Below are 25445 nucleotides of genomic sequence, written 5' to 3'. Positions count from 1 at the left end.
GAGTTCTCGCGAAACTCCCACGGCTTACGAAGGACCGGTGCGTGGCTCGTATCACACTGCCCCAGCTGGAACGGCATCTGTTCTCCGCCGCTGACATCCTGCGCGGCCGGATGGACGCCTCGGAGTACCGCGACTACATCTTCGGGATGCTGTTCCTGAAGCGTTCCTCCGACGAGTTCCAGCCGGAGTGGGAGCGGGTCTACGCGGGTGCCCTGGAGCGGACCGGTGACCGGGCGAAGGCCGTGGAGCGGGCCGACGACCCCGACAACTACCCGCGGATCTTCTACGTTCCGCCGCGGGCCCGCTGGTGGAAGGGCCCGCACGAGAACCCGGAGCAGCCCGGCCACCCCCTGCCGGGCCTGTCCATGCTCGTGGACAAGGTCGGCGAGAGCCTGGACCAGGCGCTGGTGGCCCTCCAGGGCAGCCACAGCCGGCTGGCGGGCGTAGCCTCGCACATCTCCTTCAACGAGATCGTCGGCACCAAGCCCCGCTTCACCAACACCGAGCTGCGCGCGCTCATCCGCCACTTCAGCCTCTACCGCCTGCGCAACGAGGACTTCGAGTTCCCCGACATGCTCGGGGCGGCGTACGAGTACCTGCTCGCACGGTTCGCCGACTCGGCGGGCCAGCGCGGCGGCGAGTTCTACACCCCGCGCGAGGTCGTCCGGATGATGGTCCGCCTCGCCGACCCGCAGCCCGGGGACAGCGTCTACGACCCCTGTGCGGGGTCGGGCGGCATGCTGATCGCGGCCCACGAGTACGTGGAGGAGCACGGCGGATCGCCGGACGACCTCGCGATCAACGGCCAGGACAAGAACGGCCCCTCCTGGTCCATGGCCAGCATGAACATGGTGCTCCACGGCATCCGCGAGTTCGACCTCCAGCACGGCGACACTCTCACCGAGCCGCTGCACCTGACCCCGGCCGGGCGGCTGCGGACCTTCACCAAGGTGCTGTCGAACCCGCCGTTCTCGCTGAACTACGACGCCGAGCTCGTCGCCGAGGCCGACGAGAAGCACGGCTGGCGCATGAAGTGGGGCGAGACCCCCGAGAACGGCAAGAAGGCCGACCTCATGTTCGTCCAGCACATGGTCTCAGTGCTGGAGGCTCGAGGTACGGCCGTCACGGTCATGCCGCACGGCGTGCTCTTCCGCAGTGGCAAGGAGCGCGACATCCGCGTCAAGCTGCTGGAGGACGACTGCATCGAGGCCGTGATCGGCCTCGGGCCCAACCTGTTCTACGGGACGGGCATCCCGGCCTGCATCCTGGTTCTGCGGCCCCCGCACCGCAAGCGCGGCGACCGCGAGGAGAAGGTCCTCTTCATCAACGCCGACCGAGACTTCCGGTCCGCGCGCAACCAGAACGAGCTGGGCCCCGAACATGTGGAGAAGATCGCCACGGTCTTCCGGCACTGGCGCCAGGAGCCGGGCTACTCGCGCGCGGTGAGCGTCGAGGATCTGCTGGCCGCCGACGCCAACCTGAACATCCGCCGCTGGGTGGACAACTCCCCGCCGGCCGAGCCGCAAGACGTCCGCGCCCACCTTTACGGCGGGGTGCCGAAGTCCGAGATCGAGGCCAAGGCGGAGCTGTTCGCCGCGTACGGAGTCGACTCCTCCGCCCTCTTCGCGGCGCGCGCGGACGACGAGGAGTACGTCGACTTCCTGGCGGAGGGCCCTGAGGCCACGGCCGCCCGCGTCCCGGAGCTGACGGCGCCGAAGGAAGAGGCCCTGCGGAAGACGTACGAGAAGTGGTGGTCGGAGCAGACCGCCCACTTCGAGTCCCTGATCAAGAACCAGCGCCTGATGGAACTGCGCGGAGAGCTGGTCACCAGCTTCACGGAGACCATCGGCGCGGCGGGCGTGCTGGACGAGTACGCGACGGCCGGCATCATGGCCGACTGGTGGACGGTCACCCGCTATGACCTGAAGGCGCTCGCGGCGGGCGGGTACGAGCGGGTGCTCGACGGCTGGGTCGACTCGGTGGAGACCATGGTCGAACCGGTCACGCCGGAGGCAGAGGAGCCCGCCGGCGGACGCGGCCGGGGCCGCGCGAAGTCCTCCGTATCGGGCGCAGACCGCCGCCGCGCGATGGACGAGCCGGTGGTCCGAGTGCTGATCCCGGAGTTCCTGGCCGAGGTCTCCCGCGCGGACGCGGCCTTGGCGGCGGCGGACGCCGCGTACAAGACGGCTCTGGAAGAACTGGCCGCCGCCCAGCCCCCGACTCCGGACCCCGAAGGGGAGGCGGAGGAGGACGAGACTCCGGACCGCACTCCCGTGGCCCCGGAGGAACTGGCCCGCCTGGAATCCGAGGTCACCCGCCGCCGCAAGGAGCGTACGGCGGCGTCGAAGAAGCGCTCGGCGCTGGACGCGCGTTTCCTCCCGGACCTGAAGGCCGCCGCCGAACTGGCGAAGGCGGAGCCGGAGGGCGCGCAGCGCGTGGTCCTGACCGTCCTGGACGAAGCCCTGTCCACCCGCCTCACGGCATCGGTGGCCGCCGGCCGCCGCGAACTGGTGGGCTCCGTGCGCCGCTGGGCCGACAAGTACGCCGTCTCCCTGGAAGCCCTCGAGGCGGAAAGCGCAGGCGCGGCGGGGGAGTTCGGGAAGTGGCTGGAGGAGCTCGGCTATGCGCGGTGAGGCTGAGAATGTTGCCCGCCATACCTGGCCCGCCGGATGGCGGCGCGTGTCTCTCGCAGACGCCGGTAGATGGCTGTCGGGGGGCACTCCGAGCACATCGAACGATGCGTACTGGGATGGCGATATCCCGTGGATCAGTGCAGCGAGTCTGAAGTCGTTTCGTATCGGCGAGTCAGACCGACGTGTCACCGCCCTGGGTGCGGAGAACGGGTCCCGCCTTGTCGGCGAGGGGACGGTGCTGTTCATCGTCCGGGGGATGAGTCTTAAATCGGAGTTCCGGATCGGAGTCACGCAGCGTACGGTCGCGTTTGGTCAGGACTGCAAGGCAGTACTCCCTGCCGAAGGAATCGATCCATTCTTCCTGGCCCATGCAATGCAAACGCTGACGCCGAAGATCCTGGCCATGGTCGAGGAGACCAGCCACGGCACGGGGCGCCTGGACACGGCACGCTTGCAGGAACTGGAAATCGGCGTCCCACCGCTGACGGAGCAGCGCCGCATCGTGGCCGCCCACGACGCGATCGAGCGACGTATCGCCGCGCTGGAGTGGGTGCGGAAGAAGTCCGGCGTCGTCGAAGCCTCTTTGCTGGCAGCGCCGTTTAAGGCGCAGTGGGTACCACTTGGCTCCTGGCTTCGACGCATCGAAACAGGCAAGAGCCCGTTGGCCGAGGGCTCTCCGGCGGGCGCAGGTGAATGGGGCGTCCTGAAAGTTAGTGCCGTGCAGGCAGGCTGGTTCCAACCGGCAGAGAACAAAGTCGTGCGCGATCCTGACTTGGTCAACCCTGCCTTTGAAGTCAGGCACGGTGATCTCTTGATGACGCGAGCCAATACTGAGGCGCTCGTGGGCCTGGCCTGCGTGGCAGAAAATCCTCCACGCCAGCTTATGCTGAGCGACAAGACGTTGCGGCTCGTTGTGGATGAGAGCGCTGCAGATCCGCGTTTCCTTGAGGCGGTTCTTGCGACCCAAGGCGTCCGTCGCCAAATCTCAGCAGCGGCTACAGGGACAAGCGGCAGCATGAAGAACATCAGTCAATCCGCAGTCGAGGGGCTCCTCGTGCCGGAGGTTCCACTCGGTGAGCAGCAACGGCTGAGCGGGGCGCTCGAAGCGAGCAAGCGCAAGTCGAACCTTGTGCAGCGGCAGGTTGAAAAGCTCAGGGTCGTTCAACGGGGAACGATGGGGGATTTGCTTGCTGGGCGGGGCGGGCTGCTGGAAACCGAAATGCTGTGATCACAGATTGTCTTCATCAGCGCGCACATGGCCGATGAAGGCGGACAGCGTGGCCCGACCGATCGCCAGCACCCGGCCTGGGTAGACGCTGTCCCTGATGGCTATGCCATCAGGGAGTTCTGCGATCTCCACGCAGTTGTTGCCCCCGCCCCCGCAGAACGACGAGCGCTGCCAGACGATTCCGTTCACCTTCAGGCCTCTCCGATCTTGTGGGCGATCGACTGGATCATCTCTCGGGAGTCGTCCGCTGAGAGCGCGGACTCCTCCATCAGGTCCAGCAGTGAACGGTAGTTGCCCAGTGGAGTTGGCGCATCCACGAATGTGGCGCCGAGCGCCGTGTCCAACTGGATGGTGTCGAGCTGCGGTACGGGCCCTTCTGCGTAGAGGATGGACTGGCCCGCGCCGTGGAAGCCTCCAGCGCTGAAGGGGATTACGAGCAGCGTGATGTGCGGCTCGTCTGCCGCGTCCGCCAGTCGTTCCAGTTGGGCGCGGGCGACGTCTTGGCCTCCGAAGGCCAGTCGGAGAGCGGCCTCGTGGATAATGCCCAGGTAGGGTGTGGGGTCCTCACCCGTGAGGACCGTCTGGCGACGCATCCGGTGGGCCACGCGCAGCTCCACGTCCAGACGAGACAACTTCGGCACGGTGAGTTCAAAGAGTGCCCGCGCATGGTCTTCCGTTTGCAGAAGTCCAGGCAGGTGCACGGTCTGCGCCGTGCGGATGCGCACCGCGTGGTGTTCCAGCTCGGAGATGTCCAGATGGCCTTCCGGAAGCTTGCCGCGGTACTCGGCCCACCAGTTGGGTGCTCGGCGGCTGCTCGCGATTGCGGCCAGAGCGTCGATCAGGTTGGAGTCCGGGCACTTGTAGTGACAGGCCAGCTGCCGCACGCGGTCCTCGCTGACGGTGGTGCGTCCAGCCTCGATGTTCGACACCATCGTCCGGTCCGCGCCGAGCATCGCGGCGGCGTCCTGGATCGAGACGCCTGCCTGTTCGCGAAGGCGGCGTAGTTCCGTGGCCAAGCGGCGCTGGCGGCCGGTGGGGGCGTTTCTTGCTGCCATGGGTCCTCTCTCGTGCGCGCGGACAGTCTGACAGCCCGCCGGATGACGGTCTAGTGAGCGAGGCTCCCGTTCACTCGTTGGTGAAATCTGACTCACGTGTGAGTTGCAATGCTCTACGTTGTGAGGCAAGCCACAAAGAACCTCGCTCCCGCGTCATCGGAAGCGCACCGAACCCCGGGCCCCGCAAGGGGCCTCGGTTCCGGCAAGCCACCGGAACGGCACGGGCGTTGTGGACGCGACACGTGGCCGACGTAGATCCCTCACGCTGCACATGGAGGTGCCCGCGTGACACGCGAAACGGACAGCACCCGAGCCGGGGTGGCGGCCCCGCCGCCGATTGGCTTCGCCGAACCCTGGGAGTACGAGCTCTACTTCCCCCGTGACCCCCGCGCGCCCGGTATCGCGCGGACCACCCTGCGGGCCGTGCTCGACGCGCATGGGCTCGACGAACTTACCGACCGCGCAGAGCTGTTGGCCTCCGAGCTCGCCACCAACTCCGTACGGCACACCAAGGGGCCCGCCTCCGTGCGGCTGCGCTGGGTGTGCCCTGTGCTGCGGGTCAGCGTCTCCGACTCCGGCCCCGTGTTCCCCGTGGAGGTCCCGGCCGCGATCTCCTGGGACGCCGAGCGCGGCCGGGGGCTGGCCATACTCGAACTCGTCGCGGACCAGTGGGGCGGCTGCTGCCTCGACGAGAAGCTGTTCGGGACCGGCGGCAAGACCATCTGGTTCGAGCTGCGGACCGGGAGGGGCGGGCCCGACGCGCCCCCGCCGGCAGCCGCCGCCCTCGCGGCCTGAGTAATGGCCCCGGCGCGCTCCAACCCCGTAGGTAAAGTGGCCCCTACCCCTGTTCGAGGTTCGACAGGGGCGGGGAGCGACGTACGCACACGGGGCGGGGAGACCAGCGATGGGGCAGCCGGAGTACGACAAGGTCGAGAGGCCGCTCATCGACCAGCTGGTCGCCATGGGGTGGAAGCACCTCCAGGGGGCGCCTCCGGGGAAGCCGGTGACCGACCCGGCACCCTCCGGGCGCGGCGAGTTCACCGAGGTGGTCTACGCCGCCCGGTTCCGCGCCGCCGTGGCCCGCATCAACCCGGACGCCAACGGCAAGCCCTGGCTGACGGACGCCCAGCTGGACCGCCTCCTCACGCTACTCCTCGGCACCGCAGCCGGCCAGGGCCCGGCCGGGCGCGGGGTGGCCGGGAACCTGGAGGTGACCCGGATGCTGCGCGAGGGGATCAACGCGCGCACGCTTCCGGGATGGGCCGAGGGGCATCCCGAGCACGTACGACTGGTCGACTGGGAGGGGGAGTTCCCCGGGCTGGGAGACGCTGGCACTGGCAACGACCTTATCGCCGTATCCCAGTTCAAGGTGGAGCGCCGCGACGGCCCCCCGGCGATCCCCGACGTCGTGCTGTTCGTCAACGGCCTGCCCTGGGTGGTGGTCGAGTGCAAGGCCCCGCTGTCGAGCCCCGGGGAGAAGCGGTTCGCCATCGACTGGGCCGTCGACGACGTGATCGGCTACGCGGGGGTCGAGGCACCCGAGCCCGTCACCGAGTTCGTGCGCTTCGCGCAGGTGCTCGTCGCCACCGACCGGGATCACGCCGAGATCGGCACCATCAGCGCGGAGGCGGCGCACTTCGCGCCTTGGCGGACTGTCTACCCGGCCCGGCAGGAGACGGTACGGAAAGAGGCCGCCGCACCGGACAGTCGACGCGAACTCCACGCACAGGAGACCCTGGCCGGCGGCGTGCTCCGGCCCGCGCACCTGCTGACCCTCGTCAAGGACTTCACCACCGAGGCGGGTCGTGGACCCCGCACGGTCAAGGTGGTCGGCCGCTACCAGCAGTTCCGGGCCGTCCACAAGATCGCGAAACGGCTGCGCGACCGGCACGCGGCCCTGGCCGGGGGCCTGGACGTCGACCAGCGCGGAGGGGTCACCTGGCACACTCAGGGCTCGGGCAAGTCCCTCACCATGGCCTTCCTCGTCCGCTACCTGCGCAGCAGCCGCGACCTGGCCCGCCACAAGGTCGTCGTCGTGACCGACCGCAAGGACCTGGAAGCGCAGATCCGCCAAAGCCTGGCCGCCGCCGATGAGAAGATCTACCGGGCACGCTCGGTGAAGTACGCCCGCAGCTACCTGAGCCTCGACGTCCCCGACCTCGTCCTCGTCATGCTCCAGAAGGCACGCCGGGACGACAGCGCCGACGACGGCCGCGACGAGGTGCTCGCGCAGGACCCCGAGGGGCGCGACCGGCTCCACAACCGCGTGGCGAACCCCAGCTCCGACATCGTCGTCCTCGTCGACGAGGCGCACCGGGGGCAGAGCGCCTGGCAGCACGCCCGGCTGCGCGCCATGCTGCCCAACTCCGCCATGGTCGGTTTCACCGGCACGCCCATCCTCGGCGGGGCCCGCAAGACCACCGAGGACATCTTCGGTTCGTACGCCGACACCTACACCCTGCGGGACGCCGAGATCGACGGGGCCGTCGTCCCCGTGCGGTACGAAGCCCACGAGGTGAGCCTGGAGGTGGTGGAGAAGGCCGCGCTGGACGCGGGCTTCGACCAGCACGTCCCCGACGATCCCGAGCAGCGTCGCCGGGTCCTGCGCCGGTTCGGGCGGAAGAAGGAGGTCCTGGAGTCGCCCGCGGTGATCGCCAGGAAGGCTGAGCACATGGTGCGGCACTGGGCGGCGGGCGCCATGCCGGACGGCTTCGGCGCGCAGGTCGTCGCCGTGTCCCGGCGCGCGGCCGTGGCGTACCGGGAGGCCATCTCGAAGGCGCTGAGCCGCCTCGTGGCAGACCTCGACGGGCTGGGCGGAGACGCCCACGACCCCGCGCCCGCCCCGGAGGGCGAGGCCGACCTCCTGCGGCTGCTGCGCTACCGGGACGTGCTCGCCCAGGTCGAAGCCGCCGCCGTCATCTCGGCGTCGCCGAAGCGGGGCAAGGCCAAGGACCCGAAGGACTGGGACGTGTGGACCCGGCCGAGCAGCCAGAGCGCGCACATCGACCGCTTCCGACGCGGGGTGAAGGTGCCCGATCCGTTCGAGACGAGCGACGACCCCTCCTGGACCGCCCACACGCACGGACGGCCCGGGGAAGGAACGAGCGCCGGGGCCCGGACCTCGGCCCACGCCCCCTGGAACGTCGGCGCGGGCGAGGACCGCGAGGCGGCCGGTCGGCGGCCCCGCGACGAGGAGGCCGAGCGTCCCCTCGGGTTCCTCGTGGTCACCTCCATGCTGCTCACCGGCTTCGACGCACCCGTGGAACAGGTCCTCTACCTCGACCGGCCGCTGTTCGGCGCCGGCCTGCTCCAGGCCATCGCCCGCACCAACCGCCCGTACCGCAACAAGCGGTGGGGCCAGGTGGTGGACTACATCGGTGTGGGGCCCGAGCTGGCGAAGTCCATGACCGACTACGAGGAGGCGCACCTGAAGGCCGTCCTCGGCTACGAGAACGTGTCCTTCGACCACCTCGACCCCGGCAGCGGTGCGGAGCAGCCAGCCACGGGCCGGATGTGGCTCCAGACCGACGCTGCGGCCGAGGCGGTCCTCGCCGACCTCTTCAAGCGCCTCGACGACTTCCTGGCCCGGCTGGGCGCGGGGCAGCTCGCCGACGAGGCGCAGCGCGAGGACCTGCTGGCGGCGCTGGAGGACCCGCTGCTGCGGGGCGAGTTCGACGAGCTGGCCCGGGACTTCTTCAACGCGCTGGGCGCCGTCCTGCCCCGGCCGTTCGCGCTCCGGTACGAGGCCTTCGCCGGGCGGCTGGGAGAGGTGCAGTACCTCGCCCGCGCCCGCTACCTCGACGGCCGGGACCAGTTCAGCCCGCGCCGCTACGGGGCCAAGGTGCGCGCTCTGATCGCCTCGCACCTCAAGGCGAACGGCGTCGTCGAACGCGTCCCGCAGGTGGAGCTCGGCGCGCCCGACTTCATGGAACGGGTCGAGGCCAACGCCGATCCGCGGGCCCGGATCTCGTACCTGACCAGCCGGATCCACACCCACATCACGGCCCGGCTGGAGACGCCCGGGGCCGGCTATGAGGTCTTCAGCGAGCGCCTGGAGGCCGTCATCCGGCGGATGGGCGCGGACTTCGAGGAGGCCTCCGCGGCGCTCGCCGGGCTCGTCGAGGACATCGTCGCCTCGGAGCGAGAGGGCGGGCAGGAGACCGGGGCGGGGCTCGACCGCTGGACCGAGAGGCCGGTGTACGCCCTGCTCGCCCGCGAGCTGGACGCGGCGGACGGGTCGCTGGTGCCGGACGGGACCGACCTCTACCAGGCGGCGAGCGATGTCACCTGGAAGATCGCGGGGCTGGTGCGCTCCCCGAACTTCACGACGCTGCCGGACGCGCAGGACCGCGTACGCAAGGAAGTGAGGATCTACCTGGAGGAGGAGCTGCACGTCGACTGGTCGGCGACCGGACCGGTCGCGGGCCTGCTGGTCGAGCTCGCGCTGCACCGGCACGGCGACTTCCTGCGCTACCCGGGGCGCCACGACGGCTGAGACCGTGGCGCCGGACTGTCCGAGCCGGGTGGTAGGAATGCCGGGTGAGTACCTCGGTCCAGCAGGCGATCGCCGCACTCCCCCTCCCCGAGGGGTGGAGCTGGCGCGTCGAGTCCCGCCCTCGGCGGCGGACCCTGGGCATTGACGTCACGCCGGACGGGGAGGTGCTCTTCGCTGTACCGGCCGACGCGGATCCGCGAGCGGTGGCCGCAGCCGTACGTTCCCGGCTGCCGCGTCTCGCGGATGAGGTCCGCCGCCGCCGTGCCCGCCCCGCCGAGCCCGTCAAGGAGCTTGTCGGTGGCAGCAGCTTCGCCTACCTGGGGCGCCGGTACCGACTGCGACCGGTGCCGGCGGCCGAGGGAGCGCCGGTGAGGTTGAGAGCCGGATGGCTGGAAATTCCGGCGCCCTCCACACCAGCAGCTGGTTCGGAGGCCCTGGCTGGCTGGTACACCGAGCGCGGACAGCGGTGGCTTGCCTCTCGGATGCCAGCGATCGCCCTGCGCATGGGGGTGCGGCCGGCCGAGGTCGCTGTGGACGACCTGGGGGAGAGTTGGGGCTCGTGCGGCCCGGGCGGACTGATCGCTGTGCACTGGGCCGTCATGCAGCTGCCCGCGGTCCTGATCGATTTCGTCCTTGTGCACGAGCTATGCCACATGAAAATTCCAGGGCACGGTCCAGCTTTCCGGAGAGAGATGGAGCTGGCCCTGCCCGGTTACCATCGCCGCGAGAAGGTGTTCGAGCAAGAGGAACCGTTCCTTTGGCGAGGGGCGGTCCGGTAGGCCGGGTGAATCCGGCGGTCAGGCCACCGTCAGGACGATCTTGCCGGTGGTGCGGCCCTGCTCGCCCAGTTCGTGGGCGCGGGCGGCCTCGGAGAGCGGGAGCACCGTGTCCACCAGGGGCCGCAGCAGGCCCCGGTCGACCAGGGACGTGATCTCCCGCAGGCCCGCCAGGTCCGGCTCCACCAGCAGCCACACCGCGTGCACGCCGTCCGCACCGGCCGGGACCGAGTCCGGTCCCGGCAGGGTGATCAGGTGCCCGCCGGGCCGGAGGACCTTCAGCGAGCGCTCGGCGGTCTCCCCGCCCAGGGAGTCCAGGACGACGTCCACGTCCGCGACCTTCTCCGCGAAGTCCTCGGACCGGTAGTCGATCACCTCGTCCGCGCCCAGGGAGCGCAACAGCTCGTGCTTGCCGGCGCTGGCCGTGCCGATGACGTACGCCCCGCGCGCCTTGGCGATCTGTACCGCCAGGTGCCCCACGCCGCCCGCCGCCGCGTGCACGAGGACCCGCTCGCCGGGCCGCACGTCCGCGGTGTCCACCAGCGCCTGCCAGGCGGTCAGCGCGGCCAGCGGCAGGGCCGCCGCCTCGACGTGGCTCAGCGAGGCGGGCTTCGCCGCCAGCTGCCGGGCCGGGGCGACCACGTACTCGGCGTAGCCGCCCGCCTGGCGGGGGAACAGCGGCATGCCGTACACCTCGTCGCCCGGCCGGAAGGCGGTCACGCCGGGGGCGACGGCCTCCACGGTGCCCGAGACGTCCCAGCCCACCACGGGCACCTCGCCCCACGCGATCAGGCCGCCCGACGCGCGGGTCTTCCAGTCGACCGGGTTGACGCCGGCCGCGTGGACGCGGACCAGGACCTCGCCCAGACCGGGCTCGGGCCGGTCGATCTCCCGCTCGACCAGGTTCTCGGGGCCGCCCCATTCGTTCACGACGATCGCGCGCATGTTGTTCCGCCTCATTCCGACTGATTCCGTACTTTTCCGGGGCTTCCCCGGTGACACTCCTCAGATTCGGGCATCCCGCACCACGACGGTGTTGGCCGTCCGGCCACTATGTGACAGGATCTGGCCATGAGTGAGGCGCCCACGACACCCCCCGTCCCCGCAGCGCACGCGACCGCCACGGGGAGCGGACCGGACGGCCGGCACCTGGTCGCGGTGCTCGCCCTGCCCGGCTTCCCGCCCTTCGAGCTCGGCATCCCCTCCCGCGTCTTCGGCCAGGCCACGGACGAGCACGGCGAGCCCCTGTACGAGGTCGTCGTCTGCACCGCCGACGGCGCTCCCGTCCTCAGCGACTCCGGCTTCACCCTCCAGCCCGCCGCCGGCCCCGAGGCCCTCGCCGCCGCCGACACCGTGATCGTCCCGCCCACCCACGCCATGCCCGAACTGGCCCTCGGCGGCCCGCTGCCCCCCGAGGTGGCCGCCGCCGTCGCCGGCATCCGCCCCGGTGCCCGTCTGGTCTCGATCTGCTCCGGCTCCTACGTCCTCGCCGCCGCCGGCCTCCTGGACGGCCGCCCCGCGACCACGCACTGGAACCTCGCCCCCGAGTTCCGCCGGGCCTTCCCGCGCGTCCGCGTCGACGAGGAGGTCCTCTTCGTCGACGACGGCGACGTCCTCACCTCCGCCGGGGTCTCCGCCGGCGTCGACCTGTGCCTGCACCTGATCCGCCGCGACCACGGCGCCGCCGTCACCAACCGGGCCGCCCGCATGTGCGTCGTACCGCCGTGGCGCGACGGGGGACAGGCCCAGTTCATCGACCGCCCGGTCCCCGAACCCACCGTCGCCACCACCACCGCCACCCGCGCCTGGGCCCTGGAACGGCTCGCCGAGCCGGTCACCCTGACGGAACTGGCCACCCACGCCCGCATGAGCCTGCGCACCTTCACCCGGCGCTTCCGCGACGAGGTCGGCATGACCCCCGTCCAGTGGCTCACCGCGCAACGCCTGGAGATGGCCCGCCACCTGCTGGAGTCCAGCGACCTGCCCGTCGACCTCGTGGCCCACCGCTCCGGCTTCGGCTCCGCCAACTCCCTGCGCCAGCACATGCGCTCGGCCCTCGGAATCTCCCCGATCGCCTACCGCCGCACCTTCCGGCCGCACGCCCCGGCACCGGCCGCCGCCCTGCCGGCATGACCTCCCGGGTCATCGACCCGCCGAGCGATCGGCGGCAGGATCGGGGCAACGGCGCGGCCCGCCCGGCGGCCGCCCGACCGACAGGGGAGAAGACCGTGACCGCCTACGCCCTGGCCCACCTCCGCCCCGGCACCCTGAACGAGCAGGTCCTGGAGTACATCGAGCGCATCCAGTCGACCATGGACCCCTTCGGCGGCCGCTTCCTCGTGCACGGCAAGGAGGTCGAGGTCCTGGAAGGCCCCTTCCCCGGCACGCTCGTCATGATCGGCTTCCCGGACCTGGAACGGGCCCGCGCCTGGTACGCCTCGCCCGCCTACCAGCAGATCCTCCCGCTGCGCGCCGACCACGTCCCGGGCGAGGTCGTCCTCGCCGAAGGCGTCCCGGCCGACTACGACGCCACGGCCACGGCCACCGCCCTGCGCACGGCCGCGGGCCTCTGACGCGGCGCCGGACGCGCCGCCGCCGCGCCGCCCGGCGGCCGGCCCCCGCGGGGGTGGGGCCGACCGCCGGGCGCGGCGTCGAGGGGCCGGGGCGGGTGCGAGCATGGGGAGCATGGCTACTCACCTGATCACCGGTGCCGGGTCCGGCATCGGCGCCGCCGTCGCGGCCCGCCTGCACGCCCGCGGCGACGACCTCGTCCTCCTCGCCCGCGACGCCGGACGGGCCCGCCAGCTCGTCGACCGCCACCCCGGCTCCACCGCCCTCGTCGGCGACCTCGCCGACCCCGAGCGGCTGTCCTGGGCCTTCTCCAAGCAGGCCGTCCCCGAGCGGATCGACTCGCTCCTGCACATCGCCGGGATCGTCGACCTCGGACCCGTCGGCGACCTGCGGCCCAAGACCTGGCTCCAGCAGCTCAACGTCAACCTGATCGCCCCCGCCGAGGTCACCCGGCTGCTGCTGCCCACCCTGCGCGCCTCCCGCGCCACCGTCGTCTTCGTGAACTCCGGCGCCGGCCTCGCCGCCCACGCCGAGTGGGGTGCGTACGCCGCCTCCAAGCACGGGCTCAAGGCCCTCGCCGACTCGCTGCGCGCCGAGGAGAAGCCGAACGGCGTCCGCGTCACCTCCGTCTACCCGGGCCGCACCGCCAGCCCCATGCAGGCCAAGGTCCACTCGCAGGAGGGCAAGGAGTACGACCCCGCGGCCTGGATCGACCCCGAGTCCGTCGCGACCACCATCGTGATGGCCGTCGACCTGCCCCGCGACGCCGAGGTCAACGACCTGTCCGTCAGGCCCGGCCGATGACCGCCGGCGCCACCGGGATCGGCTCCCTGCCGGGCGGCGACGCCCGGGAGGCGGCCAAGACCGTCACCGGCTCCTTCGAGGAGTTCCCGTACCTGGCCGAGCTGCCCGCCCGCGGGCCCGGCGCGGACATGATCGGCCGCTCGCTGGGACTGCTGGTCGACCTGTACGCGCATGTCGAGCCCAGCGGCTGGCGCGTCAGCGACCGCCCCGGGCGCGACACCCGCCGAGCCCGGTCCTGGCTCGGCGAGGACCTCGACGCCCTGGAGGAGTTCACCCAGGGCTACACCGGACGGCTCAAGGTGCAGGCCGTCGGCCCGTGGACGCTCGCCGCCGCCCTGGAGACGCGCGGCGGCGAGGCCGTGCTCCAGGACGCCGGCGCCTGCCGGGACCTGGCCGGATCGCTGGCCGAGGGGCTCCGGGAGCACCTGGCCGACGTGCGCAGGCGCATCCCCGGAGCCGAGATCGTGCTCCAGTTCGACGAGCCGTCCCTGACCGCCGTCCTGCTCGGTCGGATCCGCTCCGCCAGCGGCTACCGCACCTACCGCGCCGTCGACCGGCAGGTCGTCGAGGGCACGCTGCGCGACCTGTTCGCCGTCGCCGGCTCCGTGGGCGGCCGTGAGGTCGTCGTGCACTCCTGCGCCCCCGAGGTCCCCTTCGGCCTGCTGCGGCGCGCCGGCGCCACGGGCGTTTCGTTCGACTTCTCCTTGCTCACCGAGCGCGAGGACGACGCCATCGGCGAGGCCGTCGAGGGCGGCACCCGACTCTTCGCCGGAGTGGTGCCCGGCACCGACGGCCCGTTGTCGGACCCGGGCGGTAGCGTCATCGGTGTCAGGAAGCTTTGGCGCAGGCTGGGGCTGACCCCGGGGACTCTGGCCGAGTCCGTCGTGGTCACCCCGTCGTGCGGTCTGGCGGGCGCCTCGCCCGCCTACGCGCGGGCCGTGCAGGCGCATTGCGCCAGAGCGGCGAGGTCGCTCGCCGACAACCCTGAGTGACGGTCGAGACGGGCCACGGGAGGACACGGCATGGCAGCCGAACAGCAGGACACGGCAGCACCGGCGGCGGTGCGCGAACAGCACGCACTGCTGGCCGAGCAGATCGAGGAGCACCGCTTCCGGTACTACGTCAACGACCAGCCGGTCGTCAGCGACGCCGAGTTCGACACGCTGCTGCGCTCGCTGGAGGCCCTGGAGGAGCAGTACCCGGAGCTGCGCACCCCCGACTCGCCCACCCAGAAGGTGGCCGGGGCGTACGAGACCGACTTCGCCTCCGTCGTGCACCGGGAGCGGATGCTCTCCCTCGACAACGCCTTCGACGACGACGAGCTGGCCGCCTGGGCCGAGCGCGTGGCCCGGGACGTGAACACCTCCGACTACCACTACCTGTGCGAGCTGAAGGTGGACGGCCTCGCCGTCAACCTCACCTACGAGAACGGCCGCCTCACCCGTGCGGCCACCCGCGGCGACGGCCGCACCGGCGAGGACATCACGCCCAACGTCCGCACCATCGCCGAGATCCCCGACCGGCTGGGGGGCGACCGCATCCCGGCCCTCGTCGAGATCCGCGGCGAGGTCTTCTTCCCGATGGAGAAGTTCGAGGAGCTCAACGCCCGGCTCGTCGAGGCGGAGGGCAAGCCCTTCGCCAACCCGCGCAACGCCGCCGCCGGTTCGCTGCGGCAGAAGGACCCGAAGGTCACCGCGAGCCGCCCGCTGCACATGGTCGTGCACGGCATCGGGGCCCGCGAGGGCTTCGAGATCGACCGCCAGTCGCAGGCCTACGAGCTGCTGCACGAGTGGGGGCTGCCCACCGGCGGCCACAACAAGGTGGTCTCCACCCTCGCCGAAGTGCGCGAGTTCATCGCCCACTTCGGCGCGAACCGGCACTCGGTGGAGCACGAGATCGACGGTGTCGTCGTCAAGCTCGACGAGATCGCCCTCCAGGGCCGGCTCGGATCGACCGCCCGCGCCCCGCGCTGGGCCATCGCCTGGAAGTACGCGCCCGAAGAGGTCAACACCAAGCTGATCGACATCAAGGTCGGCGTCGGCCGCACCGGACGGGTGACCCCGTACGCCCAGGTGGAGCCGGTGACGGTGGCCGGCTCCGAGGTCGAGTTCGCGACGCTCCACAACCAGCAGGTGGTCAAGGCCAAGGGCGTGCTGATCGGCGACACCGTCGTCCTGCGCAAGGCCGGCGACGTCATCCCCGAGATCCTCGGCCCGGTGGTGGACCTGCGGGACGGCAGCGAGCGGGAGTTCGTCATGCCCGCCACCTGCCCGGCGTGCGGGAGCGAGCTGCGGCCGATGAAGGAGGGGGACATCGACGTCCGGTGTCCCAACGCCCAGACCTGCCCCGCCCAGCTGCGCGAGCGGCTCTTCTACCTCGGCGGCCGGCAGAGCCTGGACATCGAGAACTTCGGCATGGTCGCCGCGGCCGCCCTCACCGGCCCGCTGGAGCCCGCCGAGCCCGTCCTGCTCGACGAGGGCGACCTCTTCGGCCTCACCATCGAGCAGCTGCTGCCCATCAAGGCGTACGTCCTGGACCCGGACAGCGGGCTGCCCAAGCGGGACCCCAAGACGGGCGAGGAGAAGATCGTCACGGTCTTCGCCAACCAGAAGGGCGAACCGAAGAAGAACGCCCTCGCGATGCTGGAGCACATCGCGGCCGCCAAGGAGCGCCCGCTGGCGCGGATCATCAACGGCCTGTCGATCCGGCACGTCGGGCCGGTGGCGGCCGAGGCCCTCGCCCGCGAGTTCCGGTCGATCGAGCGCATCGAACAGGCCACCGAGGAAGAGCTGACGGGCACCGACGGGGTCGGCGCGATCATCGCGGCCTCCCTCAAGGAGTGGTTCGCCGTCGACTGGCACCAGGAGATCCTGCGCAAGTGGCGCGAGGCCGGGGTCCGGATGGAGGAGGAGGGCTCCGGCGAGGAGCGGGGCCCGCGCCCGCTGGAGGGCCTCACCGTCGTCGTCACCGGCACGCTCCAGAGCCACACCCGCGACGGCGCCAAGGAGGCCCTGCAGAGCCGGGGCGCCAAGGTCACCGGCTCGGTCTCCAAGAAGACCTCGTTCGTCGTGGTCGGCGACAACCCCGGATCGAAGTACGACAAGGCCGTCCAGCTGAAGCTCGCCGTCCTGGACGACGCCGGCTTCGCCGTCCTGTTGGAGCAGGGCCCCGACGCCGCCCGCGAGGCCGCGCTCCCGCTGGACGGGGACGCCGCGGCGCAGTAGCGGCCGGAGGGGCCCCTCCCGGTGGAGCACCGGGGCGAACGGATGCGTGGCGTGCGGCCGTACGGGCGGGCGCACGCCAGGCGCGGACGCCGGTGGTAACCGGTGGTAAACGGCCGGTACAAGCCTGGTCGCACGGCGGTGACCTGTCGGATCATCGGACGGGAAGCCGGAAGGCCCGGTCCAAACTCACCCGTTCGGCGGATACCGTACTGATGAGGACGGCCGGGTCGCATTCGGGCAACCACCGCCGACCGCTGCCCCTGAGAGCCTCCCGCGTCCTACTGTTGTGGGGTGCGCCTGTCGTGCACGGCCGCGGTACGCGATCGACGGCCGTGAGGGCACGACATCGGGGCCATCGCGTGACATCGGCATCGCCGGCTGTGAGAGGGACGGGCATGAAACCCACCGAGAGCGCCGACCCGTCACCCGAATTCGGCGGGGACCCCCCGTCCATGCGGGCGGGCCGGTTCGGTGTCCTGGGCACCAGGACACCCGAGACCCGACCCCGCGACACCGCGGAGGGCGCGGGCCTCCCCGCGTTCCGCGGCGCCGTCCCCCTCACGATCGTCGGCCTGGCCGCCACCGTCCTCGCGGCCGGCGTCGCCTCCGCCCTGGCCGGCGGGCGGGCCCTCTTCCCCGGCGGCGCCGTCGGCTGGGCCCTCGCCCTGCTGACCGGCATCATCGTCGGCCACCTCGTCGCGCTCGGCCGCGACCGCTGGTGGGGCGGTACCGGCTCCGGCGCCGCCCTCACCCTCGGCGTCCTCGTCCTCTACGGCTGGGTGCCCGCCGGGCTCGTCTCCCTCGCCGTGGTCTCGCTGGTCGGGGCCGCCCGCCGGCACCGGTGGCGGCAGGGGCTGCTGCACGGCTCCGTGGACATCCTCGGCATCGGCGCGGGCGCGCTCGTCCTCACCGCGTTCGGCGAGACACCCTCCGTGGAAACCCCCTGGAAGCCCACCGGCTGGGGGCTGGCCGCCGTCCCCGAGGTCGTCCTCGTCGCCCTCGCCTACCTCCTCGTCACCCGGCTCCTGCTGTGGCTCGCCGGGCCCCGGCGCGGCGGCGGCCTGCCCACCGTCGCCCGCACCGCCGTCCTGCGCCAGGCCCTGGTGGCCGTCGCGCTGCTCGGCATCGCACCCCTGATCTGCGCCGTCGCCGTCACCCAGCCGGTCCTGCTGCCGCTGTTCGCCGTCCCGCTGATCGCCCTGGACTCCACCCTGTGGATCGCCCGGGCCCGAGCCGAAGAACAGCTGCGCGACCCGCTCACCGGGCTGCCCAACCGGCAGTGGCTGCTGGAACGCGCCTGGAGAGCCCTCGACGATGCCGAACGGTCCGGCAACCGGGCCGCGCTCGTCCTGATCGACCTCGACCGCTTCCGCGCGGTCAACGACACCCTCGGCCACCTGGCCGGCGACCGGCTGCTGCTCCAGATCGCCGACCGGCTGCGCCAGGCCCTGCCCCCGGACGCCGAGGCCGCACGGCTCGGCGGCGACGAGTTCGCCGTCCTGCTGCCCGTCGCCGACTCCACCACCAGCGCCCAGCGCATCGCCCGCCACCTGGTGGCCGAGCTCAGCTCCCCGCTGGACCTCGACGGCCTCACCCTCGTCCTGGAGGCCAGCGCGGGCCTCGCCGTCTTCCCCGACCACGCACTGGACGCCGAGGGACTGCTGCGCCGGGCCGACGTGGCGATGTACCAGGCCAAGCGGGACCGCACGGGCGTGGAGGTGTACGAGTCCAAGCGCGACAGCAACACCCCCGACCGGCTCGGCCTCCTCGGCGATCTCCGAAGAGCCCTCGACGCGGGCGAAGTGGAACTGCACTACCAGCCGAAGGTCCGCTTCGACGGGCAGGTCGCCGGGTTGGAGGCCCTGGTCCGCTGGGTGCATCCGGAGCGCGGACGCGTATCCCCCGACGAGTTCATCGCCATCGCCGAGACCTCCGGGCTGATGCCGCACCTGACCGAGTACGTCCTGGAGACCGCCCTCGCCCAGGTGGCCCGCTGGCGGGCGCAGGGCCTCAAGGTGCCCGTCGCCGTCAACGTCTCGCCCCGCGACGTCCACACCCCCGGCTTCGCCGGCGCCGTCGCCGCCCGGCTGGCCCGCCACGGGGTGCCGGCGAGCGGTCTGCAGCTGGAGATAACGGAACACGTGCTGCTGGAGGACCCGCAGCGGGCCGCGGACACCATGGCCGGGCTCACGGGCCACGGCGTGAAGATGTCCCTGGACGACTTCGGCACCGGCTACTCCTCCCTGGTCCACCTGCGGCGGCTGCCGGTCAGCGAGCTCAAGATCGACCGCTCCTTCGTGGGGCGGCTGGCGGTCGACGCGCAGGACGCGGAGATCGTGCGCTGCACCGTCGACCTGGCGCACTCGCTCGGCCTGCTCGTCGTGGCCGAGGGTGTGGAGGACGACGAGACCTGGGAGCGCCTGCGCGACCTGGGCTGCGACGCCGTACAGGGCTGGCTGGTCGCGGCCGCCATGCCGCCGCAGGAGGCCACCGCCTGGCTGCTGGCCCGCGGCGAGCGCGGCTGGCGCCGCCCGGCGGACATCTCGGCGGAACTGGCCGCCGCCGAGGCCGACGCGGGCTGAGACCCGGCCCGCTCGGCCCGCGCCGCCGACCGGGACGCGACCGGGGGGCCGCGGCGCGCGTGCGTACGGGGTTGCGCACGGTGTGGCCTACGGGCCGCGTGCGGTGTGGCGTACGGGGCTGCGCACGGTGTTGCGTGCGGCACCCGGCCCGCGGCCGGTCCTGCGGCGGGTCCGGAGGGGTCCGGGCGGCGCGACGGCGGCGGCCCGCCGGAAACCGGTTTCGTGGGTCCGGGGCCCCGCCCCATAGGATTGGGCCCGAAACTACACGCTCACCACCCCCAGAGGATCGCCGCATGCCTGGCATCACGCGCGAGGAGGTCGCCCACCTCGCTCGGCTGGCACGTCTGGAGCTCAAGGCCGAAGAGCTGGACCACTTCGCCGGACAGCTCGACGACATCATCGGCGCGGTCGCCCGCGTCTCCGAGGTCGCCGACCAAGACGTCCCGCCGACCTCCCACCCGCTGCCCCTGACGAACGTCATGCGCGCGGACGAGGTCCGTCCTTCGCTCACCCCCGAGCAGGCGCTCTCCGGTGCTCCCGCCCAGGAGCAGCAGCGTTTCAAGGTGCCGCAGATCCTGGGGGAGGACTAACAACCATGACCGACATCATCAAGCTCACGGCCGCCCGGACCGCCGAGAAGATCGCCTCCGGCGAACTCACGGCCGTCGAGGTCACCGAGGCCCACCTGGCCCGCATCGAGGCGACCGACGAGAAGGTCCACGCCTTCCTGCACGTCGACCGCGAAGGCGCGCTGGCCCAGGCCCGCGCCGTCGACGCCAAGAGGGCCCGCGGCGAGAAGCTCGGCCCGCTGGCCGGCGTCCCGCTCGCCCTCAAGGACATCTTCACCACCGTCGGGGTCCCGACCACCGTCGGCTCGAAGATCCTCGAAGGCTGGATCCCGCCCTACGACGCCACCCTGACGCGCAAGCTGAAGGAAGCCGACGTCGTCATCCTCGGCAAGACCAACATGGACGAGTTCGCCATGGGGTCCTCCACCGAGAACAGCGCCTACGGCCCCACCGGCAACCCGTGGGACCTCACCCGCATCCCCGGCGGCTCCGGCGGCGGCTCCGCGGCCGCGCTCGCCGCCTTCCAGGCGCCCCTGGCCATCGGCACCGACACCGGCGGCTCCATCCGCCAGCCCGCCGCGGTCACCGGCACCGTCGGCGTCAAGCCCACCTACGGCGGCGTCTCCCGCTACGGCATGGTCGCCTTCTCCTCCTCCCTCGACCAGGGCGGCCCCTGCGCCCGCACGGTCCTGGACACGGCCCTCCTCCACGAGGTGATCGCCGGCCACGACCCGATGGACTCCACCTCCATCGACGCCCCGGTCCCGCCGGTCGTCGAGGCCGCGCGCAACGGCTCCGTCGCCGGCATGCGCGTCGGCGTCGTCAAGCAGTTCTCCGGCAAGGGCTACCAGGCCGGCGTCGTCCAGCGCTTCGACGAGTCGGTGGAGCTCCTGCGCGAGCTCGGCGCCGAGATCGTCGAGCTGGACTGCCCGTCCTTCGACCTCGCGATGGCCGCGTACTACCTGATCGCACCGTCCGAGTGCTCCTCCAACCTGGCCCGCTTCGACGCCATGCGCTACGGCCTGCGCGTCGGCGACGACGGCACCAAGTCCGCCGAGGACGTCACGGCCCTGACCCGCGAAGCCGGCTTCGGCGACGAGGTCAAGCGCCGCATCATCCTCGGTACGTACGCGCTCAGCTCCGGCTACTACGACGCGTACTACGGCTCGGCCCAGAAGGTCCGCACCCTCATCTCGCGGGACTTCGACACGTCCTTCGAGAAGGTCGACGTGATCGTCTCCCCGACGACCCCGACCACCGCCTTCCCCATCGGCGAGCGCACCGACGACCCCCTCGCCATGTACCTCGCGGACCTGTGCACCATCCCGACCAACCTGGCCGGCAACTCCGCCATGTCGCTGCCCTGCGGCCTGGCACCGGAGGACGGTCTCCCGGTCGGGCTCCAGATCATCGCCCCGGCGATGAAGGACGACCGGCTCTACAAGGTCGGTGCCGCCGTCGAGGCCGCCTTCGTCGCACGCTGGGGTCACCCGCTGCTTGAGGAGGCACCGTCCCTGTGAGCACCAGTGCACTGTCCAAGGCCAAGGGCTTCAAGAAGTCCAAGACCGGCACCTACCTGTCGATCGGCACCACCGCCTTCGGCGCGCTCAGCGTGATCAAGCAGGTCAAGAAGGCCCGCAGCGAGCACGACGTGCTGAAGCTGGTCGACGCCGCCGTGTCCGCCGCCGCCATCGTCACCGGCCTCGCGATCCTGTACCGCGAGCTGAAGCGCCTGGGCGACGACGACGTCCTGCTGGGCTGAGAGGGAAAGTTTCACCGTGACCACCTTCACCGAACTGCTGTCGTACGAGGACGCTCTCGCCTCGTTCGACCCCGTCATGGGCCTCGAAGTCCATGTCGAGCTCGGCACCAGGACCAAGATGTTCTGCGGCTGCTCGACCGAACTGGGCGCCGAGCCCAACTCGCAGACCTGCCCGGTCTGCCTGGGCCTGCCCGGCGCGCTCCCGGTCGTCAACGAGATCGGCATCGAATCCGCCATCAAGATCGGCCTCGCCCTCAACTGCGAGATCGCCGAGTGGTGCCGCTTCGCCCGGAAGAACTACTTCTACCCGGACATGCCGAAGAACTTCCAGACCTCCCAGTACGACGAGCCGATCGCCTTCAACGGCTTCCTCGACGTGCAGCTGGAGGACGGCGAGATCTTCCGCGTGGAGATCGAGCGCGCCCACATGGAGGAGGACACCGGCAAGTCGCTGCACGTCGGCGGCGCCACCGGTCGCATCCACGGCGCGTCCCACTCCCTGCTGGACTACAACCGCGCCGGCATCCCGCTCATCGAGATCGTCACGAAGCCGATCGAGGGCGCCGGCGAGCGGGCCCCCGAGGTCGCCAAGGCGTACGTGGCCGAGCTGCGCGAGGTCATCAAGGCCCTCGGCGTCTCCGAGGCCCGCATGGACAAGGGCCAGATGCGCTGCGACGTGAACCTGTCGCTGCGCCCGACCCCCGAGTCCGCGTTCGGCACCCGCAGCGAGACCAAGAACGTCAACTCGCTGCGCTCCGTCGAGCGCGCCGCCCGCTTCGAGATCCAGCGCCACGCGGCGGTGCTCACCTCCGGCGGCACGATCGTGCAGGAGACCCGGCACTTCCACGAGGAGGACGGCTCGACCACGGCCGGCCGCATCAAGGACAACGCCGAGGACTACCGGTACTTCCCGGAGCCCGACCTCGTGCCCGTCGCCCCGGCCCGCGCCTGGATCGAGGAGCTGCGCGGCGGCCTGCCCGAGATGCCGCGCGTGCGCCGCAACCGGCTCCGCGAGGAGTGGGGCGTCACCGAGCACGACATGCAGTCGATCCTCAACGCGGGCGCGGTGGACTCCATCGTCGCCACGATCGAGGAGGGCGCCGACTCGGCCGCCGCGCGCAAGTGGTGGATGGGCGAGCTCGCCCGCAACGCCAACGAGCAGGGCGTCGTCGTCGACGAACTGCCGATCACCCCGGCGCAGGTCGCCCGTGTCGCGGCGCTGGTCGCGGCCGGCGAGCTGAACGACAAGCTGGCCCGCCAGGTCCTCGAAGGCGTCCTCGCCGGCGAGGGCACCCCGGACGAGGTCGTCGAGAAGCGCGGCCTGAAGGTCGTCTCGGACGAGGGCGCGCTCGGCGCGGCCGTCGACGAGGCCATCGCGGGCAACGCGGCCATCGCGGACAAGATCCGCGGCGGCAAGGTGGCCGCCGTCGGCGCCCTGGTCGGAGCGGTCATGAAGACCACCCGCGGCCAGGCGGACGCGGCGCGCGTCAAGGAGCTCATCCTGGAGCGCCTCGGCGTCGGCGAGTAGGAGCCGCCCGCGCGTCGTCCCCTGGGGGGCGCGGCACGCAGGCACCGCCACGCGGACGGCCCCGCACCGGAGTTCCGGTGCGGGGCCGTCCGCGTGGTGCTCCCGAGCCGGTGGCGGCCGGTGGGAGGTCGGCCGGTGCGAGGTCGGCGGATGAGCAGGTCGGGGGGCCGTGGGGTCAGCGGGTCAGCGGGTGAGCTGAGGGGCCGCGATCACGACGATTCCGGTGTCGCAGCCCTTCTCCACCTTGATGCGCAGCCGCAGCGCCCCGCTCACGTCCACCGACTTCGTGACCGGCTTGCCGAGCTCCACGAGCTCGGAGAACGCGGCGGGCTGACCGTCGAGGGAGATGCTGACCCGCCCCTTCTCCTTCGTGGACCCGTCGTCGATGCCCGCCGTGAACTCCAGGTGCTTCCACTCGCGGTTGAGGTCGAACTCCGCGGTCGCGTCGAAGTCGCAGCTGTGCTCCCCGATGAACGCGGCGCCGTACTGCCTGGTGTCGATCTTGGCGGAACCCACCGTGAAGTTGTCGAGTTCCGAGACCGGGCGCATCACCGTCAGGTCGGCGGCCTTGACGTCCGGCGCGATGCCGGACGGCGGCTGCGAACCCGAGGCGCTGGGCTGGACCGCGGGCTCGTCCGTCGCGCTCTCGGACGGGTCGGGCGCCGACGGCCCGGGCGTGCTCGCCGCCGGGGCGACGGGCGTGTCGGCCGCGGCCCGGTCCGTCCCCCGGTCCTCGTCCTTGAGCAGCCGCGCCCCGGCGAACGCCCCGGCGGTGAGCAGCAGCACCGCCGCCACCGCGCCGACGACCAGCGCGGTACGCCGCCTCTTCTTCGGCGCGGGCGCGGGTGCGGGCGCGGGTCCCGGCGCGTACGGCTGGGGCTGCTCCGCGGTGGGCGCCTGCGCTCCGTGGGAGAACGGAGCCCCGTACCCCTCCGGGACCGTGGCCCGCACCGGCTCGGGCTCGGGCTCGTGGGCGGGGGTGGGGGTGGGGGCGGGCGGGCTCTGCGCGGGGGGCCGGGCCACGGGCGCGGAGGCGGGCGCGGCCAGGGGCTGCGGCGGCGCCACCGGCGGCGGGGGCACGGCCGGCTTCGGCGGGGAGTCTGCGACCACCCGCTGCGAGGTCGAGGTGGTCGTGGAGACCACCGCGTGCCGGACGTCCTTCATCCAGCCGGCCAGGTTCACCGGCCGCTTGCCCGGGTCGGCCGCGTAGATCGAGGTGATCCGGGCCCGCTGTTCCGCGTCCAGCACCGCGATCTGCGGCAGCTCGGTCAGCGCGTGGGCCAGCTGCTCGGGCGTGGCGGGCGGCGACTGGCCGCTGAGCAGGAAGTACGCGATGGCCCCGAAGGCGTACCGGTCCGCACCCGGCGTCCGCTTGCCGTCGAACACCTCGGGGGCCGCGTAGCCAGGCGTGAACCACACCTCCGCCGTCTGATGGTCGGCGGTCAGCTTGCTGAGGCCGAAGTCGACCAGCGTGGCCTGCCCGTGGGCGTCGACCATGACGTTGCCGGGGGAGAGGTCGCCGTGGATGACCTGGCGCCCGGACGGTGTGGCCTTCCCCGAGTGCAGCCAGTCCAGCACGTCGGCCAGCTGCTCCAGCGTGCGCATCACCTCACGCCGCTCGGCGGCGGTGGCCAGCGTCCGCTCCGCCCGCCAGTCCCGCAGGTCCAGGCCGTCGACGTGGTTCATGACGAGGACGAGCGCCCGCCCGGTGAGCGTGGCGGACTCCCCGGGCCGGTGGATGGGCGGCCCCTCGAAGTGCTCCCGGACGCCGACGACGCCCGGCCGGTGGACGAAGCGCAGCAGCTCGGCCTGCTCGTTCCACTTCTGGCTGATGCGGTCGAAGACGTCGGGCGTGATGGTCGTCTTGGAGTCCAGCACCTTGACGACCACGGGCTCCGATCCGCCCGCGAGCTCGATCTCCGCGAGATAGAGCACGGCCTCCCCGCCGCGCCCGATGGACCGGAGGAGGCGGTAGCGGTCCGCTGCCGAGTCCGGTCCGATGTGCAGGTTCTGACTGGTCAATGTTCCCCACCCCGGAATGCTTTGAGTGGGCATCAGCTTCCTGCCGGAGGCCGGGCGGGGTCAATGGAAATCGACGTCCCGTTAGGGTGACGATATGAGCGGAATCCGTGTCGGCAAGCCGACGCGACGAACACCGCCCCCGCCCCGATCCCCCCACCGGCAGCGGGAACCGGCCCGCTCCCCGCCCGGTGCCCGA

Annotated in this window: 19 protein-coding genes; 15 read left to right on the top strand and 4 right to left on the bottom strand. The window is 71.9% G+C overall.

The features are described 5' to 3' along the window. The first annotated feature begins 41 nt into the window (after positions 1-41). Entirely contained in the window at positions 42-2633 is a 2592-nt protein-coding gene (locus tag CP968_RS10285) for a type I restriction-modification system subunit M (protein WP_150517721.1), read from the top strand. Next, positions 2623-3861, top strand: a complete 1239-nt coding sequence (locus CP968_RS10280; RefSeq protein WP_150517720.1) for a restriction endonuclease subunit S — start codon at positions 2623-2625, stop codon at positions 3859-3861. Before CP968_RS10285 ends, CP968_RS10280 begins: the two co-directional genes overlap by 11 nt. Here CP968_RS10280 and CP968_RS10275 read toward each other — a convergent pair whose 3' ends face one another. Together CP968_RS10275 and CP968_RS10270 are read right to left on the bottom strand one after the other, a co-directional pair. Further along, positions 3862-4050, bottom strand: a complete 189-nt coding sequence (locus CP968_RS10275; protein ID WP_150517719.1) for a DUF397 domain-containing protein — start codon at positions 4048-4050, stop codon at positions 3862-3864. Between the two features lie 2 nt (positions 4051-4052). Beyond that, positions 4053-4916, bottom strand: a complete 864-nt coding sequence (locus CP968_RS10270; protein WP_150517718.1) for a helix-turn-helix domain-containing protein — start codon at positions 4914-4916, stop codon at positions 4053-4055. A 285-nt stretch (positions 4917-5201) separates the two neighbouring features. Between CP968_RS10270 and CP968_RS10265 the strand changes: the two genes are divergently transcribed. The 3 genes from CP968_RS10265 (at position 5202) to CP968_RS10255 (ending at position 10190) form a co-directional block, all read left to right on the top strand. After that, a complete protein-coding gene (locus CP968_RS10265) occupies positions 5202-5711 on the top strand; it encodes an ATP-binding protein (protein ID WP_229886126.1) in 510 nt (169 codons plus the stop codon). 109 nt (positions 5712-5820) lie between these two features. Further along, on the top strand, positions 5821-9411 hold the full coding sequence (locus tag CP968_RS10260) for a type I restriction endonuclease subunit R (protein WP_150517717.1): 3591 nt from the start codon (positions 5821-5823) through the stop codon (positions 9409-9411). 44 nt (positions 9412-9455) lie between these two features. After that, positions 9456-10190, top strand: coding sequence for a M48 family metallopeptidase (locus CP968_RS10255; protein WP_150517716.1), 735 nt, complete (start codon positions 9456-9458; stop codon positions 10188-10190). Positions 10191-10208: 18 nt separating this feature from the next. On the opposite strand, the gene CP968_RS10250 is transcribed toward CP968_RS10255, so the two are convergent. Then, positions 10209-11132, bottom strand: coding sequence for an NADP-dependent oxidoreductase (locus CP968_RS10250; protein ID WP_150517715.1), 924 nt, complete (start codon positions 11130-11132; stop codon positions 10209-10211). Between the two features lie 126 nt (positions 11133-11258). On the opposite strand from CP968_RS10250, the gene CP968_RS10245 reads away from it, so the two are divergent. The 10 genes from CP968_RS10245 (at position 11259) to gatB (ending at position 23227) form a co-directional block, all read left to right on the top strand. Continuing rightward, positions 11259-12320: a GlxA family transcriptional regulator gene (locus CP968_RS10245; protein WP_150517714.1), complete on the top strand. Its 1062-nt coding sequence runs from the start codon at positions 11259-11261 to the stop codon at positions 12318-12320. Between the two features lie 95 nt (positions 12321-12415). Further along, positions 12416-12760 carry a DUF1330 domain-containing protein gene (locus CP968_RS10240; RefSeq protein ID WP_150517713.1) on the top strand — a complete coding sequence of 115 codons (345 nt, stop codon included), beginning with the start codon at positions 12416-12418 and terminating at the stop codon, positions 12758-12760. A gap of 112 nt (positions 12761-12872) precedes the next feature. Then, complete coding sequence (locus CP968_RS10235) at positions 12873-13562, top strand: SDR family oxidoreductase (RefSeq protein WP_189828865.1); 690 nt, start codon at positions 12873-12875, stop codon at positions 13560-13562. Continuing rightward, positions 13559-14554, top strand: coding sequence for a methionine synthase (locus tag CP968_RS10230; RefSeq protein WP_150517711.1), 996 nt, complete (start codon positions 13559-13561; stop codon positions 14552-14554). The genes CP968_RS10235 and CP968_RS10230 overlap by 4 nt, the downstream gene beginning before the upstream one ends. A 30-nt stretch (positions 14555-14584) precedes the next feature. After that, positions 14585-16786 carry an NAD-dependent DNA ligase LigA gene (gene ligA, locus CP968_RS10225; RefSeq protein WP_150517710.1) on the top strand — a complete coding sequence of 734 codons (2202 nt, stop codon included), beginning with the start codon at positions 14585-14587 and terminating at the stop codon, positions 16784-16786. A 395-nt stretch (positions 16787-17181) separates the two neighbouring features. Next, positions 17182-19368, top strand: coding sequence for a putative bifunctional diguanylate cyclase/phosphodiesterase (locus CP968_RS10220; protein WP_150517709.1), 2187 nt, complete (start codon positions 17182-17184; stop codon positions 19366-19368). A gap of 293 nt (positions 19369-19661) precedes the next feature. After that, a complete protein-coding gene (gene gatC / locus CP968_RS10215; RefSeq protein WP_010984178.1) occupies positions 19662-19958 on the top strand; it encodes an Asp-tRNA(Asn)/Glu-tRNA(Gln) amidotransferase subunit GatC in 297 nt (98 codons plus the stop codon). 5 nt (positions 19959-19963) lie between these two features. Beyond that, positions 19964-21457, top strand: a complete 1494-nt coding sequence (gatA, locus tag CP968_RS10210) for an Asp-tRNA(Asn)/Glu-tRNA(Gln) amidotransferase subunit GatA (RefSeq protein ID WP_150517708.1) — start codon at positions 19964-19966, stop codon at positions 21455-21457. Next, positions 21454-21699, top strand: a complete 246-nt coding sequence (locus CP968_RS10205) for a hypothetical protein (protein ID WP_150517707.1) — start codon at positions 21454-21456, stop codon at positions 21697-21699. The genes gatA and CP968_RS10205 overlap by 4 nt, the downstream gene beginning before the upstream one ends. A 16-nt stretch (positions 21700-21715) precedes the next feature. Beyond that, on the top strand, positions 21716-23227 hold the full coding sequence (gene gatB / locus CP968_RS10200; protein WP_150517706.1) for an Asp-tRNA(Asn)/Glu-tRNA(Gln) amidotransferase subunit GatB: 1512 nt from the start codon (positions 21716-21718) through the stop codon (positions 23225-23227). A 183-nt stretch (positions 23228-23410) separates the two neighbouring features. Here the strand turns inward: gatB and CP968_RS35345 are convergent, their stop codons facing one another. Then, complete coding sequence (locus CP968_RS35345) at positions 23411-25249, bottom strand: protein kinase domain-containing protein (protein WP_229886129.1); 1839 nt, start codon at positions 25247-25249, stop codon at positions 23411-23413. Positions 25250-25445: the final 196 nt, after the last annotated feature.

Source organism: Streptomyces subrutilus (genome assembly GCF_008704535.1).
GTDB lineage: Bacteria > Actinomycetota > Actinomycetes > Streptomycetales > Streptomycetaceae > Streptomyces > Streptomyces subrutilus.
Note: the sequence above shows the minus strand (reverse complement) of the source record. Positions and strands in the feature narration are given on the sequence as shown.

What these genes read in the sequence shown, in the direction of transcription:
- CP968_RS10280 (WP_150517720.1), top strand. Translation starts at nt 2,623, where the DNA reads ATGCGCGGTGAGGCTGAGAATGTTGCCCGCCATACCTGGCCCGCCGGA.
- CP968_RS10270 (WP_150517718.1), bottom strand. Translation starts at nt 4,916, where the DNA reads ATGGCAGCAAGAAACGCCCCCACCGGCCGCCAGCGCCGCTTGGCCACG.
- CP968_RS10260 (WP_150517717.1), top strand. Translation starts at nt 5,821, where the DNA reads ATGGGGCAGCCGGAGTACGACAAGGTCGAGAGGCCGCTCATCGACCAG.
- CP968_RS10250 (WP_150517715.1), bottom strand. Translation starts at nt 11,132, where the DNA reads ATGCGCGCGATCGTCGTGAACGAATGGGGCGGCCCCGAGAACCTGGTC.
- CP968_RS10245 (WP_150517714.1), top strand. Translation starts at nt 11,259, where the DNA reads ATGAGTGAGGCGCCCACGACACCCCCCGTCCCCGCAGCGCACGCGACC.
- CP968_RS10235 (WP_189828865.1), top strand. Translation starts at nt 12,873, where the DNA reads ATGGCTACTCACCTGATCACCGGTGCCGGGTCCGGCATCGGCGCCGCC.
- CP968_RS10230 (WP_150517711.1), top strand. Translation starts at nt 13,559, where the DNA reads ATGACCGCCGGCGCCACCGGGATCGGCTCCCTGCCGGGCGGCGACGCC.
- ligA (WP_150517710.1), top strand. Translation starts at nt 14,585, where the DNA reads ATGGCAGCCGAACAGCAGGACACGGCAGCACCGGCGGCGGTGCGCGAA.
- CP968_RS10220 (WP_150517709.1), top strand. Translation starts at nt 17,182, where the DNA reads ATGAAACCCACCGAGAGCGCCGACCCGTCACCCGAATTCGGCGGGGAC.
- gatC (WP_010984178.1), top strand. Translation starts at nt 19,662, where the DNA reads ATGCCTGGCATCACGCGCGAGGAGGTCGCCCACCTCGCTCGGCTGGCA.
- gatA (WP_150517708.1), top strand. Translation starts at nt 19,964, where the DNA reads ATGACCGACATCATCAAGCTCACGGCCGCCCGGACCGCCGAGAAGATC.